The following is a 14,976-nucleotide window of genomic DNA, read 5'->3' as shown; positions in this document are numbered from 1 at the left end:
TCTAGCGCGACCGCAGATGTCGTCGGATGATCAGTACGGCGGGGGGATTTCGCCTTTCGAGCTAAGGACACTATCATTGACGGGTTATTGCCCGCCTTTGCCCGCCACAGCACTCTGAGCAAAAGTCAGGGAGCGCAGGGAATGGTCGAAACGCCGCGTGTCAGCATCATTCTGCCGCATCTGAATGAACCGGACCTGCTGACCTGTTTGCGATCCCTTGATTGTCAACGCGCCGACGGCATTCCGTTCGAAATCCTGGTCGTCGACAACGGCTCGACCGTCCTTCCCGAGGGCACCGTTTCTCTGGTGCCGGGAGCGCGCCTGCTCAGCCAACCCATTCCCGGTCCCGGTCCCGCCCGCAATCTCGGAGCCGAAGAGGCAAAGGGCGATCTCCTGCTCTTCATCGACGCAGACTGCATCGCCATGCCCGGCTGGCTGTCGCGCATCGTCAACTATTTTGACGAGCACCCCGATGTGGACGTGGTCGGCGGCGACATCCGCATCCAGCCTGCCAAGGCCTCGGACCTCACCGCTGTCGAGGCCTATGAGAGTGTCTACAGCTATCGCGCCCGAAATTATGTGGAACGTTATGGGTTTGCGGCCACCGGCAACATGGCCGTGCGCGCCGATGTGTTCCGCAAGGTCGGCCCTTTCGGCGGCATCGGCACCATGGAGGACACCGCCTGGGGCCAGCGCGCTACCGCCTTGGGTCATCGCATCGCCTTCGTCGAGGGCGCCTGCGTGAAGACCCCCTCGTGTCGGTCATTCGCGGAACTGGCCAAACGCTGGGATCGCCACGTCGCCCACGAGTTCCGCTCGATCGACAAGTCGAGGCTCAGCACGGCGCGCTGGCTGGCCAAAAGCGCTGTCATGGCGCTTTCGCCTCTGGGCGAAATCCCGACGATTCTGCGGAGCAACCGGCTGGAGACCGGACGCGAACGCCGCCTGTGCTTCACCTGCCTGGCGCAGGTACGGCTCTACCGGGCCCAGCGCATGGCCGGGCTGGTCTGGCGGGATAATGCCGCTTCAATGGTTGACCTCTGGAACCGCGAAAAGCGTTAGCTGACCCAATCCATCGGACTAGATCATTCCCCCGGATTGTGCCCGCGCCGTCCCCGGCTCCATCGCAAAGGCGATGTGCGCCCCTTCGGCCCCATGCCAGTTTCACTGCAACACTAGTACGAGGAAAACCGATGCTGAACGGTATCGATGGGCACAGTCAGATGGGCATCGCAAATACGAGCAGACACGATCGCATAGCGGCGATGGGCCTGGAGATGAGCAAAAGCGCGAAACGGCTCCCGGAGCTTTGCGACCTTGCGACTGAAGGTCTGCGCCGCATGGTCTTTCCCGACCTTCGTGTCGCCCACACCATGCGGGGCATCGGCACTGTAAACGGCTCCGGAACCAGCGCCGAGGGCGATAATCTGCGCTATGCGGCCAATGTGGCCCAGGGGCTCGGCTGGCTGGACGAAGAGGTACAGCAAGATGTCCTGGGCGGCTGGACCGCCATCGACCTTGCCATCAACTGCATCGAGCGCGCCAACCGGTCCGGCGAGCCCGGCGCGGTAGCGCTGGCGGCCTGGGCGGCCGCTGAAACGGCAGGCATCTTTACCCCCGAGCTCTTCGCTATCCTCGAACTCGCCCTCTCGAGCAGCACGCCCATCCACACCGTCCCCTGCGCCTGGGCCCTGACGGCCGCAATTGCCGCCCGTCATCTCGGCGATACCAGCCAGGTTCAGGCCATGGCGACACAGAAACTGCGGCAAGCCCAGTCAGCCTCGGGGCTCTTCCCTCATGTCCTGCCCTCGACCTCGTCAAGCTGGCTCCGGCGCCATGTCGGCAGCTTCGCTGATCAGGTCTATCCTATCCAGGCATTGTCCCGCCTCAGCGCCGCAACCGGCGATCAGGGTGCCTTGCGCGCGGCGGATGCATGCGCTGCCCGTATCGTGCAGCTGCAGGGTTCTGCCGGACAATGGTGGTGGCACTACGATACGCGCAATGGCGAAGTGGTCGAAGGCTATCCGGTCTATAGCGTCCACCAGCACGCCATGGCGCCAATGGCATTGCTCGACCTACTCGACGCCGGCGGCGCCGATTATCGCGGGGCCCTCGCCCTGGGCCTGCGCTGGATCGACAGTCGTCCCGAAACCAATGAGCCCATCGTCTCCGAGGCAGACAACGTCATCTGGCGCAAGGTTGGTCGCAGCGAGCCAAACAAGCTGGCCCGCAAGGTCGGCGCCGTGACCACGGCGATGAAGCCCGGCCTGCACCTGCCCTATCTCGATGCCGTCCTGCCCGCCGACAGGATCGACCGGGAATGCCGACCTTATGAGTTCGGCTGGATGCTCTACGCCTGGCGTTCGCGCGGCGTCATCGACCAGCTGCGCCAGGCATAGCTCTGCTGCAAAAAATCCGGATATCGCGCATTTCACCGTTTCATTGAAACGGTGAAATCGCTTCAGGGCTCCCGCAACGCCTCGTCGAGGCCGCGGATCAGCGGATGGAGGAAGTAGGAGATCACCGTGCGTTCCCCGGCATGAATCTCGGCCGAAACGGTCATCCCCGGCAGCAACACGAAATCCTCGGGCAGGTCGGTAAGCTTTTCCTCGCCCAGCTTGATCCCGACCTTGTAGAAAGCCGGGCCCTTGGCCTGTTCGGTGCCATTGGTAGGCGAGAACGAGCTACCGCTGATTGTCGTCACCGTGCCTTCCATGGTGCCATGCACCGGGAACGGAAAAGCGTCGAACTTGATCCGCGCCAGATCCCCCAGCGCCAGATGGCCGATGTCATCGCTCGCCACCATCACTTCCACATCAAGCGGTACATTGATCGGCACCAGCGTGATCAGCGGCTCGGCCGGCTGCACGACGGAAGCAATCGAACGCTCAGCCACCTCGAGCACCGCACCGTCGGCCGGCGCATAAAGCTTCGACATGGTAGCGAGCAGCTCGACCTTGCGGAATTCCTCGCGCGCCTCGGCATGCCGGTCCTCAAGCTCAACCAGCTGCTCCAGCGTGAGACGTCGATAGTCTTCGATGAAATTGCGCCGCTCGGCCGCACTCTTGTTCAGCTGCTCAATAGCCTGGGCAAGTTGCCCGGCGATCTGGCTCACCGACACCTGCAGGTCGAGGCCGAGATCACGGCTCTCCAGCAGCGCCAAACGCGAGCCGTTGCCGGTCTGCGCGAGATCGGACCGCATGGTCTCGATCTCCCTTATTCCCGCAAGGCGCAGGTCGAGCGCCTCCTGCTGGGACCGCGAGGCGTCGATGACAGCCTGGCTCTGGGCAATCTGCGCGTCGTAGTCGGAGAGACGGGCGTCATAGGCGAGACGCCGCTGCAGGAACAGCTGCCCCTGCATCAACTCCTCGGCCGAGGCTGTCGCATTCGGGGCATAGTCCCGTCCCTCGACTTCCGCCCGCAGCCGCGCCACCTGCGCACCGAGATTGGCCAGCCGAGACTTCAGCTGCCCCTCATCGGACGAGCTGAACGTCGGGTCGAGCGTTGCCAGCAACTGCCCTTTTTCGACAATGTCCCCCGGCCGAACCGAAATATCCCGGATGATGGAGGTTTCGAGCGGCTGCACCACCAGCATAGGCTGGCTGGTCGACAGCTTGCCAGGCGCCACCACGATCTCGTCGATTTTGGAAACGCTGGCCCAGGCCACCCCTGTGCAGATCGCCGTCGCGACGAGGTAAAGCGTCAGCCGCGCCGCGATCGGCGGCTTGCGCTCCTCGAGTGCGATGGCGTCAGTCTGGAAATCCATCACCGCATTGTCGGCGACGTGCTTCTCCACCTTTTCCGGCTTGGCCTTAGGCGGCTTGACCAGCCGCGGCTTTGTCTTTTCAGCGACACTCATCCTGCAAGCTTCATCTGCTGGTTCCAGAGGTGACGGTAGGTCGTGCAGCGCGACACGAGCTGGCTATGGGGCCCCACATCGACGAGATGACCCCGATCGAGCACCAGAATGGCGTCGGCATCAGTCAACATCGACAGGCGGTGGGAAACAATGATCACCGTGCGTCCGGCGGCTATGCCCTTGATCGAGCGCTTGACGATGGCCTCGCTCTCGGGATCGAGCGCGCTCGTGGCCTCGTCGAGAATGAGGATTTTGGGATTGGTCACCAGTGCCCGGGCGATCGACAGCCGCTGACGCTGGCCGCCGGAGAGGTTCTCGGCCCCCTCCTCGATCATCGTGTCAAAGCCGCGCGGCAATTGCTCGATGAATTCGGTCGCGCCCGCAAGACGGGCCGCCTCCACCACTTCTTCAAAAGTCGCGTCCGGCTTGGCCGCGGCGATGTTGTCGCGCACCGTCCCGCGAAACAGAAAACTGTCCTGCAGCACCACCCCGATACTGCGCCGCAAATGCCCGAGGTCCAGCTCGCGCACGTCGTGGCCGCTGATGCGGATCAGTCCCTGCTGGATCGGATAGAGACCCTGGATCAGCCGCGTCATCGTGCTCTTGCCCGAGCCACTGCGCCCGACGACGCCCATCACGCTGCCACCGGGAACAGTGAAGCTAACATCATTGAGCGCGAAGGCGCCGTCCTGTCCGTAGCGGAAGGCCACATTGGAAAATTCAACCCCGCCGGTCAGCTCCGGGCGAAGGCCCTCGCTGCGGCCGGCATGCTCGACCTTCTCGTTCATCACCTGGCCAAGCATACGCACCGAAAGGGCGACTTCCTGATATTCGTGGACCATGGTGACGATCTGGACCAGCGGCCCGGAAACGCGTCCGGCCAGCATGTTGAAAGCGATAAGCGCACCCACGGTGAGCACACCATCGAACACCTGCATGGCGCCAAAAACGATGATCGCCACCGACATCAATTTCTCGATGAGCCCCGTCACCGCCTGGGCCGTGACCGAAATGACTTCCACCTTGAAACGGCTGTTGATGGTCTGCGCCGAGCGGTCATCCCAGTTGCGGCGCTGCAGTGGCTCCATTGCCAGCGATTTCAGCGTCCGCACGCCATGCATGGTTTCGACAAGCAGCCCCTGCCGCTCGCCCTCGGCGGCGTAGAGGTCAGCGAGACGCCTGCGAAACGGCGCGACCAGGAGCGCGACGACAAGGCCGATCACCGCACTGCAACCGAGCACAATCAGCGCCAGCGGCGTGCTGTAAAGAAACAGCACTGGAATGAAAACGAACAGCGACATGGCGTCGAGCAGCGTCAGGAACAGCCGGCCGGTAAGAAATTCGCGGATCCGGCTCGCCTGCTGCATGTGCTTGACCAGCACCCCAGCCGACGAATGCTCGAAAAACGTAATGGGCAGGTTCAAGAGGTGCTTGAAGGTGCGCGTCGCCACCCGGATATCGATCCGGTTGGTGGCGTAAACCAGCAGGTATCGCCTGAGGAACACGAACAACGCCTCGAACATCAGCGCTACGCCGATGCCGATCGCCAGCACCACCAGGGTTGAATAGCTCTCGTGCACCAGCACCTTGTCGATGACCAGCTGGAAGAAGATCGGCGTCGCCAGTCCGAGCGCGTAGAGGAACAGCGCCGCCACCGCCACATCGATGAACAGCCGACGCTGCTGCAGGATTTCCGGGATGAACCAGCGAAAGCCGAACGGCTGTTCGGGGTCGCTCATGCCGAAACTGCGCTTGGCCAGCAGCACTTCGCCGTTCCAGTGCTTGGAAAACTGGTCGAGCCGGAGGACGATCATCCCGCCCGAAGCTTCCGCCAACGGATCAAAGATCCGCAGGACGCCATCCCCCGCCTCGTCTTTCTCGGCCCCCACGAGCACGACCCAATTGCCGTTATTGAGCCGGACCAGCGCCGGATAGGCCTGTCCCAGCCGCAAGAGCGAGCGGGCCGAGAGCCGGGTCTTGCGCGCCTTTAGGCCCCCATTGCGGGCCATGCGCAGAACCAGATCGGCCCCGACCCCCTCGTCACCGATAGCATATTCGGCGACCAGCCGTTCGGCACTGACGTCTAGTCCATGGTGCCGAAGGATGGCTGAGAGGCATACGGGTCCGGTCTGAACACTCATTTCGACAGCTGCGCTTACATGAAGTTGGGTGAAGTGGCGCCGCCCGAGGCGCCCGCCGGATTGGTCGGCATCTGGTCGGGCTCATTGCGACGGATGGCACCCGCCTCGATCAGCCCGTTCATGGCGTTCTGCAAAACCTCGAAACTATTGGCAAAGCCCTCGAGCGACATGACGATCCGCATCCGGTGCTCGGGCACGGGCTGCCCCCTGTCGTCGCGCATGGTGTGCGAGAGGCTCACCAGGTCGAGCCGCATCACCGTACCGGTGACTGTGATTTCGCCAATGGCGTCGGCATAGATTTCGGACTGCATATCGTTACTCCGGTTATGATTAGGCTCAGGACGCGAGCTGGGCGTTGAAGACGACGTCGACATGGTAGTTTGCGGAATTGTAGCTGCTTGTCGGGAAGGCGCTGGCGGTGCCATAGCCATAGAGCCCGTTGCCGCCGCTCGATGTGCTCGAGGGTGCAGTCAGCGGACCGGATGTGACCGACTCCACGATGCCTCGGCCAGTCACCGAGTAATTCCCGTTGGTGTGGTAGGAAATCACGTAGGTCGTGCCGGCGGTAATGGCGATCGGGGTGGCAAAGCTAGCCGTCTGCCAGCCGCTGGCGGTTTCGTTGGTGAACGCCACCTGCCCCAGATTGGTCCCGGTCGCGCTCCACAGCGTTGCCTCATGCGGCCCGGTATTGGTGGGGCCCTTGTAGAATTTTGCCCCTGTGATGAAGCCGTTCTCCGAACTGGTGAACTTCATCCCGAGATTGACCCCGTTGGGATCATTGACCGAGACGGTCGCGGGCGTCGAATTGGCCGCAAAGATCGAGATGCCGCTGGGCACAACCGGTGCTGCCGCCACGGTGAGGCCGACATTTGCCGACGCGACGCCACCCCGGCCATCGCTGATGGCATAGGTGAAACTGGCTGCGCCCGAATATCCCGTGGTCGGGGTAAAGGTCACGACCCGCGTCTGCGCATTATAGGCCACGGTGCCATTAGTGGCCCCGCTCACGCCGGTTATGGTCAGGGTATCGCCATTGGCGTCGGTGTCATTGGCGAGCAGCGTTGCCGCCTGGATCTGCAGCGGCGTATTGGGCTGCACAGCGATGCCGGTATCTGCGGTGGCGACCGGCGCGCTATTGGCGCTGGGCTCATAGTAGACATCAACGAAGTAATTGGTCGCATTCCAAGCGTTGGTCGGCATCACGCCGCCGGCACCATAGGCAAACAAACCATTCCCATTGCCCGTGCCGCTGGCGCTCTGGGGCGCGGTGATCCCGCCATTGCTGATCGGCGCGGTAAAGGCGCCGCCGCTGGCCGAATAATATCCACTCGTCGTGTGATACGAGACGACATAGCTGGTGCCGGCAGTCACCGCGATCGGGCTGGCAAAGCTGGCCGATTGCCAGCCGCTGGCCGTCTCATTGGTGAAGGTCACCGTCCCAAGCCGGGTGCCGGTGCTGGTCCACAGCGACCCAGTGTGGGTCCCTGTGTTCTGTGGCCCCTTGTAGAAACGGATGCCATTGATCACGCCGGCATTGGCGACGGAAAAGCGCATGCCCAGCTCGACGGGGAGGTTCTCGTTGACCGTCGTCGTCGCAGGCGTCGCATTGGCCGCAAAGAGATTGGTCCCGGTTACCCCGGCTGCAACGGTCAGACCGACATTGGCCGAGGCCGTCCCGCCCCGTCCGTCCGCCACTGCGTAGGTAAAGCTCGCCGCCCCTGTGTAGCCGGTGGTCGGCGTAAAGGTGATGACATTGGTCGCCGCATTGAAGGCGACCGTGCCATTGGTGGCCCCACTGACCCCGGTAATGGTCAGCGGATCGCCGTCGGGGTCAGTGTCATTGGCCAGGAGCGTTGCTGCGCTGATCTGGGTGGCCTCGTTCCGGCGCACCGAAAGGCCGGTGTCATTTGTTGCGACCGGCGGCCGATTGGCCCCCGCTGCCACCGTCAGGCCGACCGTCGCGCTGGCCGTGCCGCCCCTGCCGTCACTGATGGCATAGCTGAACGATGCCGCGCCCGAATAGCCGGCCGTCGGGGTGAACACCACAGAATTGGTCTGCGCATTATAGACCGCCGTGCCATTGACCGCATTGCTGACACCGGTGATCGAAAGGGGATCGCTGTCCGGGTCCGTATCATTGGCCAACAGCGTCGCGGCGGCCAGCGTCAGCGCCGTGTTCTGCGCGGTGGTATAGCCCGTGTCATTGGTAGCGATCGGCACTCGATTGGCGGCCGCCGCCACGGTCAGGCCGACATTTGCCGACGCGACGCCACCCCGCCCGTCGGTGATGGCATAGGTGAAACTGGCTGCGCCCGAATATCCCGTGGTCGGGGTAAAGGTCACGACCTGCGTCTGCGCATTATAGGCCACGATGCCATTGGTGGCCCCGCTGACGCCGGTGATAACAAGGGTATCGCCATTGGCGTCGGTGTCATTGGCGAGCAGCGTCGCCGCCTGGATCTGCAGCGGCGTATTGGGCTGTACGGAAAGGCCGGTATCTGCGGTGGCGACCGGCGCGCTATTGGCGCTGGGCTCGTAGTAGACATCAACGAAGTAATTGGTCGCATTCCATGCGTTGGTCGGCATCACGCCGCCGGCACCATAGGCAAACAAACCATTCCCATTGCCCGTGCCGCTGGCGCTCTGGGGCGCGGTGATCCCGCCATTGCTGATCGGCGCGGTAAAGGCGCCGCCGCTGGCCGAATAATATCCACTCGTCGTGTGATACGAGACGACATAGCTGGTGCCGGCAGTCACCGCGATCGGGCTGGCAAAGCTGGCCGATTGCCAGCCGCTGGCCGTCTCATTGGTGAAGGTCACCGTCCCAAGCCGGGTGCCGGTGCTGGTCCACAGCGACCCAGTGTGGGTCCCTGTGTTCTGTGGCCCCTTGTAGAAACGGATGCCATTGATCACGCCGGCATTGGCGACGGAAAAGCGCATGCCCAGCTCGACGGGGAGGTTCTCGTTGACCGTCGTCGTCGCAGGCGTCGCATTGGCCGCAAAGAGATTGGTCCCGGTTACCCCGGCTGCAACGGTCAGACCGACATTGGCCGAGGCCGTCCCGCCCCGTCCGTCCGCCACTGCGTAGGTAAAGCTCGCCGCCCCTGTGTAGCCGGTGGTCGGCGTAAAGGTGATGACATTGGTCGCCGCATTGAAGGCGACCGTGCCATTGGTGGCCCCACTGACCCCGGTAATGGTCAGCGGATCGCCGTCGGGGTCAGTGTCATTGGCCAGGAGCGTTGCTGCGCTGATCTGGGTGGCCTCGTTCCGGCGCACCGAAAGGCCGGTGTCATTTGTTGCGACCGGCGGCCGATTGGCCCCCGCTGCCACCGTCAGGCCGACCGTCGCGCTGGCCGTGCCGCCCCTGCCGTCACTGATGGCATAGCTGAACGATGCCGCGCCCGAATAGCCGGCCGTCGGGGTGAACACCACAGAATTGGTCTGCGCATTATAGACCGCCGTGCCATTGACCGCATTGCTGACACCGGTGATCGAAAGGGGATCGCTGTCCGGGTCCGTATCATTGGCCAACAGCGTCGCGGCGGCCAGCGTCAGCGCCGTGTTCTGCGCGGTGGTATAGCCCGTGTCATTGGTAGCGATCGGCACTCGATTGGCGGCCGCCGCCACGGTCAGGCCGACATTTGCCGACGCGACGCCACCCCGCCCGTCGGTGATGGCATAGGTGAAACTGGCTGCGCCCGAATATCCCGTGGTCGGGGTAAAGGTCACGACCTGCGTCTGCGCATTATAGGCCACGATGCCATTGGTGGCCCCGCTGACGCCGGTTATGGTCAGGGTATCGCCATTGGCGTCGGTGTCATTGGCGAGCAGCGTCGCCGCCTGGATCTGCAGCGGCGTATTGGGCTGTACGGAAAGGCCGGTATCTGCGGTGGCGACCGGCGCGCTATTGGCGCTGGGCTCATAGTAGACATCAACGAAGTAATTGGTCGCATTCCAAGCGTTGGTCGGCATCACGCCGCCGGCACCATAGGCAAACAAACCATTCCCATTGCCCGTGCCGCTGGCGCTCTGGGGCGCGGTGATCCCGCCATTGCTGATCGGCGCGGTAAAGGCGCCGCCGCTGGCCGAATAATATCCACTCGTCGTGTGATACGAGACGACATAGCTGGTGCCGGCAGTCACCGCGATCGGGCTGGCAAAGCTGGCCGATTGCCAGCCGCTGGCCGTCTCATTGGTGAAGGTCACCGTCCCAAGCCGGGTGCCGGTGCTGGTCCACAGCGACCCAGTGTGGGTCCCTGTGTTCTGTGGCCCCTTGTAGAAACGGATGCCATTGATCACGCCGGCATTGGCGACGGAAAAGCGCATGCCCAGCTCGACGGGGAGGTTCTCGTTGACCGTCGTCGTCGCAGGCGTCGCATTGGCCGCAAAGAGATTGGTCCCGGTTACCCCGGCTGCAACGGTCAGACCGACATTGGCCGAGGCCGTCCCGCCCCGTCCGTCCGCCACTGCGTAGGTAAAGCTCGCCGCCCCTGTGTAGCCGGTGGTCGGCGTAAAGGTGATGACATTGGTCGCCGCATTGAAGGCGACCGTGCCATTGGTGGCCCCACTGACCCCGGTAATGGTCAGCGGATCGCCGTCGGGGTCAGTGTCATTGGCCAGGAGCGTTGCTGCGCTGATCTGGGTGGCCTCGTTCCGGCGCACCGAAAGGCCGGTGTCATTTGTTGCGACCGGCGGCCGATTGGCTCCCGCCGCCACCGTCAGGCCAACCGTCGCACTGGCCGTGCCGCCCCTGCCGTCACTGATGGCATAGCTGAACGATGCAGCGCCCGAATAGCCGGCCGTCGGGGTGAACACCACAGAATTGGTCTGCGCATTATAGACCGCCGTGCCATTGACCGGATTGCTGACACCGGTGATCGAAAGGGGATCGCTGTCCGGGTCATTGTCGTTGGCCAGCAACGTCGTCGCACTCAGCGTCAGCGCTGTATTCTGCGATGTCGTAAACCCGGTGTCATTGGTAGCGACCGGCGCTCGGTTGGCAGATGTCTCTGTCGACGTCATGATCACGTCGACCCAGTAATTGGTGGAGCCGAACGAATCCGTTGGCATCGCATTGGCGAGGCCGTAGCTGAAGACGCCATTGGCCCCCGCGGGTGCCGTCAGCAGCCCGCTGGTGTGGCTGGTATTGAAATAATTGCTGGTCGTCGCGTAGCGGCCATTGCTGTGATAGCTCGCCACATAGGTTTGCCCGGCCGCAATCGGCACCGGGTTGCTGAACATCACCGTCTGCCAGCCGCTGGCGGTTTCGTTGACGAAAGTGGCTGTCGCCAGCAGGGTCCCCGTGCTGCTCCACAGCGAGCCGGTATGTGTACCGGTGTCGAGGGCGCTCTTGTAATATTTGATGCCGTTGATCAGCCCACCGGCCGAGGCCACGAACTTCACCCCCAGGTTGACCTGGGCCGGGTCGCTGTTGCTGAGATTGGTTGGCGTGTCGCTCGGCTGGAACAGACTGCTGGTGCTGACCGCTGAGGACACCGTCATGTTGACCATGGCGGCGCCTGTACCGCCCCGGCCATCCGAGATCGAATAGCCAAATGAGGCCGGGCCCGTATAGCCGGCGCTCGGCGTAAAGGTCAGTGTTTGCGCGGCAGCATTGAAGGTAACCGTACCGTTCGACGCCGATCCTGCACCAATAACCGTCAGTTCGTCATTGTTCGGATCAGTGTCATTGGCCAGCAATGTCGACATCGCAAAGGTAATGGGCGTGTCGCGCTGCACCAGATAGCCGTCGTCATTATTACCGACAGGCGGCGCATTCGGGGTCGGCACGCCGCTGAACACCACATCCACCCAGTAATTGGACGTGCTGCTGGTGGTGGGCAGGGCGCTGGCCCCGCCATAGCTGTAAAGGCCACCGGTCGACGTCAGCGGGCCACGGGGTTGGGGCGATGTGAAGTAGTCTGTGGAGGCGGCATAGCCGATGCCATAGCTGCTCGCCACATAGGTGGTTCCAGCTGTGATGGAAACAGGATTGTCGAAAATAACTGTCTGCCAGCCGCTCGGCGTTTCGTTGCGGAACGTCGCGCGCGCCAGCAACTCGCCGGTTGACGTCCACAGCGAACCGATATGTTCGCCGCTATTTCCGGTGCCCTTGAAATAGCGCACCCCCATGATGCTGCCCGCCTGGTTTGACGAGAATGTCACGCCCAGGTTGACCGCCCTGTTGTCGAGGACAAACGGCGTGCTGGGCGTTTCCCCAGGAGCGAACAACGTGCCCGAACCGCCCTGCTCAACCGTGACCGTACGGCCGGCACCCGGCGTTTCGAGGTTGATGCTGTCGTCGACGGCGCGGGACATGATGGTGTAGTCGCCCGCGACGAGCGGCGTCCAGCTATAGCTCCATGTGTCGCCCCCGGTGGCGCGATGCCAGGATTGGCCGCCATTGGTAGACACTTCCACCACCGATACGAGACCGCCGCCAGTATCCGTGGCCGTACCGGTGATGGTGACGGTCTTGGCCGCTTCGAGAGGTTCGCTCAGTGCATTGATCGTCGTCGTCGGCGCGACATTGTCGGTGGTCTGGCTGGCTGCGACGAGGCTCTGCATCAGCGTCGCCGGCTGCACGCCCATGTCAGCGAACAGATTGATCATCGCCTGCTGGACATTGGGGTCGGTCGGCGTCCGCTCGAGATCGTGGTTGCTGTCGAGCCCCCACGACCAGTAGACCGTGCCTGCCCCGAAGACGAGCGCCCCGCTCGGGGCACGATAAAGCGTCAGGCTGTGGTCTGCCGTGCCCGGACCCGTGGACGTGCCATAGTCGAGCAGCAGCGTATTGACGTCGACAGTAGTCGACGACAACGGCACGAGGCCCGCTGGGCGGAAGCCGTTGTCGACGTCGGAATCCCACTCATAGCCGAGCAGATTCTTGGTCAGCGTATAGACCTCGCCGGGATTGATATTTGCGACATCCGTATTCCGCCAGAACCGCAGGTTGGACATGTCATAGGGCACGTCGATAGCGTCGAGCCGGTACGAATCCACCGTGAACATCGTGCCGGTCAGCGCGTTTTCGGGCCGCCCGGATCCGAGCACCGGATCGCGCCAGGTCGAGGTGGTGCCATCGGGGTCGCTGTCGCGGTTGTCCCAACGTTCCTTATAGGAAACCAGTGTCTTGTATGGGGTCCCCGTTCCGTCGATGCTGGTCTCCCAGCGCGTCTGCCAATAGACCTCGTTGCCGCTCCAGAACGAGAGATTGACCCCCGCGTCGCGCGCCGCTTCCACATTGTCGCGCTGCTCGCCCGACCAGTATTCGTCATGACCGACGGAGAGGAAGATCTTGCTGTTTAGCAGCTGCGCGGCATCGGCAGCGGAGTCGATGCCCGAGATATAGTTGATGTCATAGCCATTCTGCTCAAGGAAGCGGATGGCTGGATATTCGGCGCCGAAGATATAGTCCTGGGGTCCAGCGGCAAAGCCGCCGTCGCGGGTGATGATAGGCCGGTTATAGCTCACCTTGCTGGCGCGCCCGGTGCGCAGGCCGCCGTCCACGCCGCCGTAGAAATTATAGCCGCCCCACCAATTGTAGGCCTGCCAGGTGGTGTCCGCGGTCTGGAAGGTGATGTCGCTGGGCTCATCGTCATTGCGGACGATGAAGGGGATCATGTTCTCCCCCATGGAGCCGTCATGGCGCGTCAGCTTGGCGAAATAAATGCCCGAAACTGCATCTTCCGGAACCGCCCATGAGGTGGTGACCGACCAGTTGCCGGCATCGACCAGCTTGGTTTCCGGGTCGAAAATCGGCAGCGGCTGGGATTGGGCCGTGGTGAGGTCGCGCTCGATCGTATCGATCAACCTGGCGCCATCACCATTGTAGTAGCCGATGCGATAGATATCGACGGTGTAGTCGGTGGAGTTGGTATTAATCTTGAAGTCGACCGTCTCACCGCGATTGAGGGAGAACTGGTCGGCAAACCCTTCGATGGTCGGATCATGCGCATTAATCAGCCACACGCTCTCGGGCGTGCCCTGCTTCATGTTCTCGAGCACGATGGCGTTTGGCGCGGCATCGGGGTTCATCAGTGAGGCAGTCGTCGCGCGGGCCAGACCCATACTCGCGTCGCTGGTCACATTCTCTTCGGGCTTGTAGAGATCGAGCACGCGCGCGGAGTATCCGGTCGGCTGGCCGTTGCTTGCAGTTGGACCGCCTGTGCGTACCGAGCACATGGTGCAGGCCCGGCCGGTGCAGGATCCGCAAGGGGTCAGCGCGGCCGCATTCAGCCAGCTGGTACGCCAGTCGAGCATCGACGCGGCTTGCGCCGGGTCCCCTTCCGAAGCGGAGACGCTGGTCTGGCTGGCAGACGTCTGCAGTATTTTGGCCGGGGGCTCAGCCACCGGCGACGGGCTCTGACTCGCACTTGGCGTCGGCATGGCCTCCAGATTTGCGCCCGAAACAATGGCGCCGGCCGTACCGGGAAGTAGCGTGGCTGCTGCCGCGCTTTGCACCATCCCTCCGGCCGCTGCCCCCGCATCGAACGATGCCGCGGGGGCAAGCGACGGCGGCACCACCGGCTCCAGCGCCCGTGCGGTGAAAGCGGGCACGGCGCCAGCGTCGGAGGCGCCGGAAAAATAGGTTACGGGAGCCGCAGCCCCAGCGGAAATGAGGGCGTTGGCCGACAGGCTTTTCTCGCTCGCCAGCCAGTCCGTACGCGCCAGCGCATGTCGCTCGCGCAATGCCGCAGCTGGCTTGCCGTTCTCCCTCGACACCGCAAAACGGGCCTGGTCGCTGCTCCGGCGGAATTTCTGCGTTCGTCCGTCGCGCGCTCCGCGGGAAAGGGACGACACACCCACCCAGCTCAACGTGGACTGGTTGGTACGTTGCGCCTCGGCAATGCTGTAGCGTTCCACGGGCATTGTCTTTGCTCCTCTCCCAGACTTTCCGTGTGCCCGGGAAGCCAGAAATCAACCGAAAATCGTGGCCACCTTGGCCCTTTAGCCGTCGGCGACGACGCAGACTGA

At 63.2% G+C, this 14,976-nt stretch carries 6 protein-coding genes; 2 read left to right on the top strand and 4 right to left on the bottom strand.

Translation table 11 applies throughout. The annotated features are described in order from the left end of the window. Positions 1 to 141 precede the first annotated feature (141 nt). Positions 142 to 1,062, top strand: a complete 921-nt coding sequence (locus tag NYQ88_RS05215) for a glycosyltransferase family A protein (protein WP_275653895.1) — start codon at positions 142 to 144, stop codon at positions 1,060 to 1,062. Positions 1,063 to 1,277: 215 nt separating this feature from the next. Continuing rightward, positions 1,278 to 2,399 carry a hypothetical protein gene (locus NYQ88_RS05210; protein ID WP_275653894.1) on the top strand — a complete coding sequence of 374 codons (1,122 nt, stop codon included), beginning with the start codon at positions 1,278 to 1,280 and terminating at the stop codon, positions 2,397 to 2,399. Between the two features lie 62 nt (positions 2,400 to 2,461). Here NYQ88_RS05210 and NYQ88_RS05205 read toward each other — a convergent pair whose 3' ends face one another. The 4 genes from NYQ88_RS05205 to NYQ88_RS05190 are packed head-to-tail and all read right to left on the bottom strand — an operon-like array spanning position 2,462 to position 14,871. Next, the gene (locus NYQ88_RS05205; RefSeq protein ID WP_275653893.1) at positions 2,462 to 3,859 is read right to left on the bottom strand and encodes an HlyD family type I secretion periplasmic adaptor subunit; all 1,398 of its coding nucleotides are present in this window, start codon (positions 3,857 to 3,859) and stop codon (positions 2,462 to 2,464) included. Next, positions 3,856 to 6,000 carry a peptidase domain-containing ABC transporter gene (locus NYQ88_RS05200; RefSeq protein WP_275653892.1) on the bottom strand — a complete coding sequence of 715 codons (2,145 nt, stop codon included), beginning with the start codon at positions 5,998 to 6,000 and terminating at the stop codon, positions 3,856 to 3,858. The genes NYQ88_RS05205 and NYQ88_RS05200 overlap by 4 nt, the downstream gene beginning before the upstream one ends. 14 nt (positions 6,001 to 6,014) lie before the next feature. Next, positions 6,015 to 6,311, bottom strand: coding sequence for a hypothetical protein (locus NYQ88_RS05195; RefSeq protein WP_275653891.1), 297 nt, complete (start codon positions 6,309 to 6,311; stop codon positions 6,015 to 6,017). 25 nt (positions 6,312 to 6,336) lie between these two features. Further along, positions 6,337 to 14,871 (bottom strand): DUF4082 domain-containing protein, encoded by an 8,535-nt coding sequence (locus tag NYQ88_RS05190; RefSeq protein ID WP_275653890.1) that lies wholly within the window; start codon positions 14,869 to 14,871, stop codon positions 6,337 to 6,339. Positions 14,872 to 14,976: the final 105 nt, after the last annotated feature.

The sequence above is a fragment of the Devosia sp. SD17-2 genome, from assembly GCF_029201565.1.
Classification (GTDB): Bacteria; Pseudomonadota; Alphaproteobacteria; order Rhizobiales; family Devosiaceae; genus Devosia.
Note: the sequence above shows the minus strand (reverse complement) of the source record. Positions and strands in the feature narration are given on the sequence as shown.

What these genes read in the sequence shown, in the direction of transcription:
- NYQ88_RS05195 (WP_275653891.1), bottom strand. Translation starts at nt 6,311, where the DNA reads ATGCAGTCCGAAATCTATGCCGACGCCATTGGCGAAATCACAGTCACC.
- NYQ88_RS05215 (WP_275653895.1), top strand. Translation starts at nt 142, where the DNA reads ATGGTCGAAACGCCGCGTGTCAGCATCATTCTGCCGCATCTGAATGAA.
- NYQ88_RS05200 (WP_275653892.1), bottom strand. Translation starts at nt 6,000, where the DNA reads ATGAGTGTTCAGACCGGACCCGTATGCCTCTCAGCCATCCTTCGGCAC.
- NYQ88_RS05190 (WP_275653890.1), bottom strand. Translation starts at nt 14,871, where the DNA reads ATGCCCGTGGAACGCTACAGCATTGCCGAGGCGCAACGTACCAACCAG.
- NYQ88_RS05205 (WP_275653893.1), bottom strand. Translation starts at nt 3,859, where the DNA reads ATGAGTGTCGCTGAAAAGACAAAGCCGCGGCTGGTCAAGCCGCCTAAG.
- NYQ88_RS05210 (WP_275653894.1), top strand. Translation starts at nt 1,278, where the DNA reads ATGAGCAAAAGCGCGAAACGGCTCCCGGAGCTTTGCGACCTTGCGACT.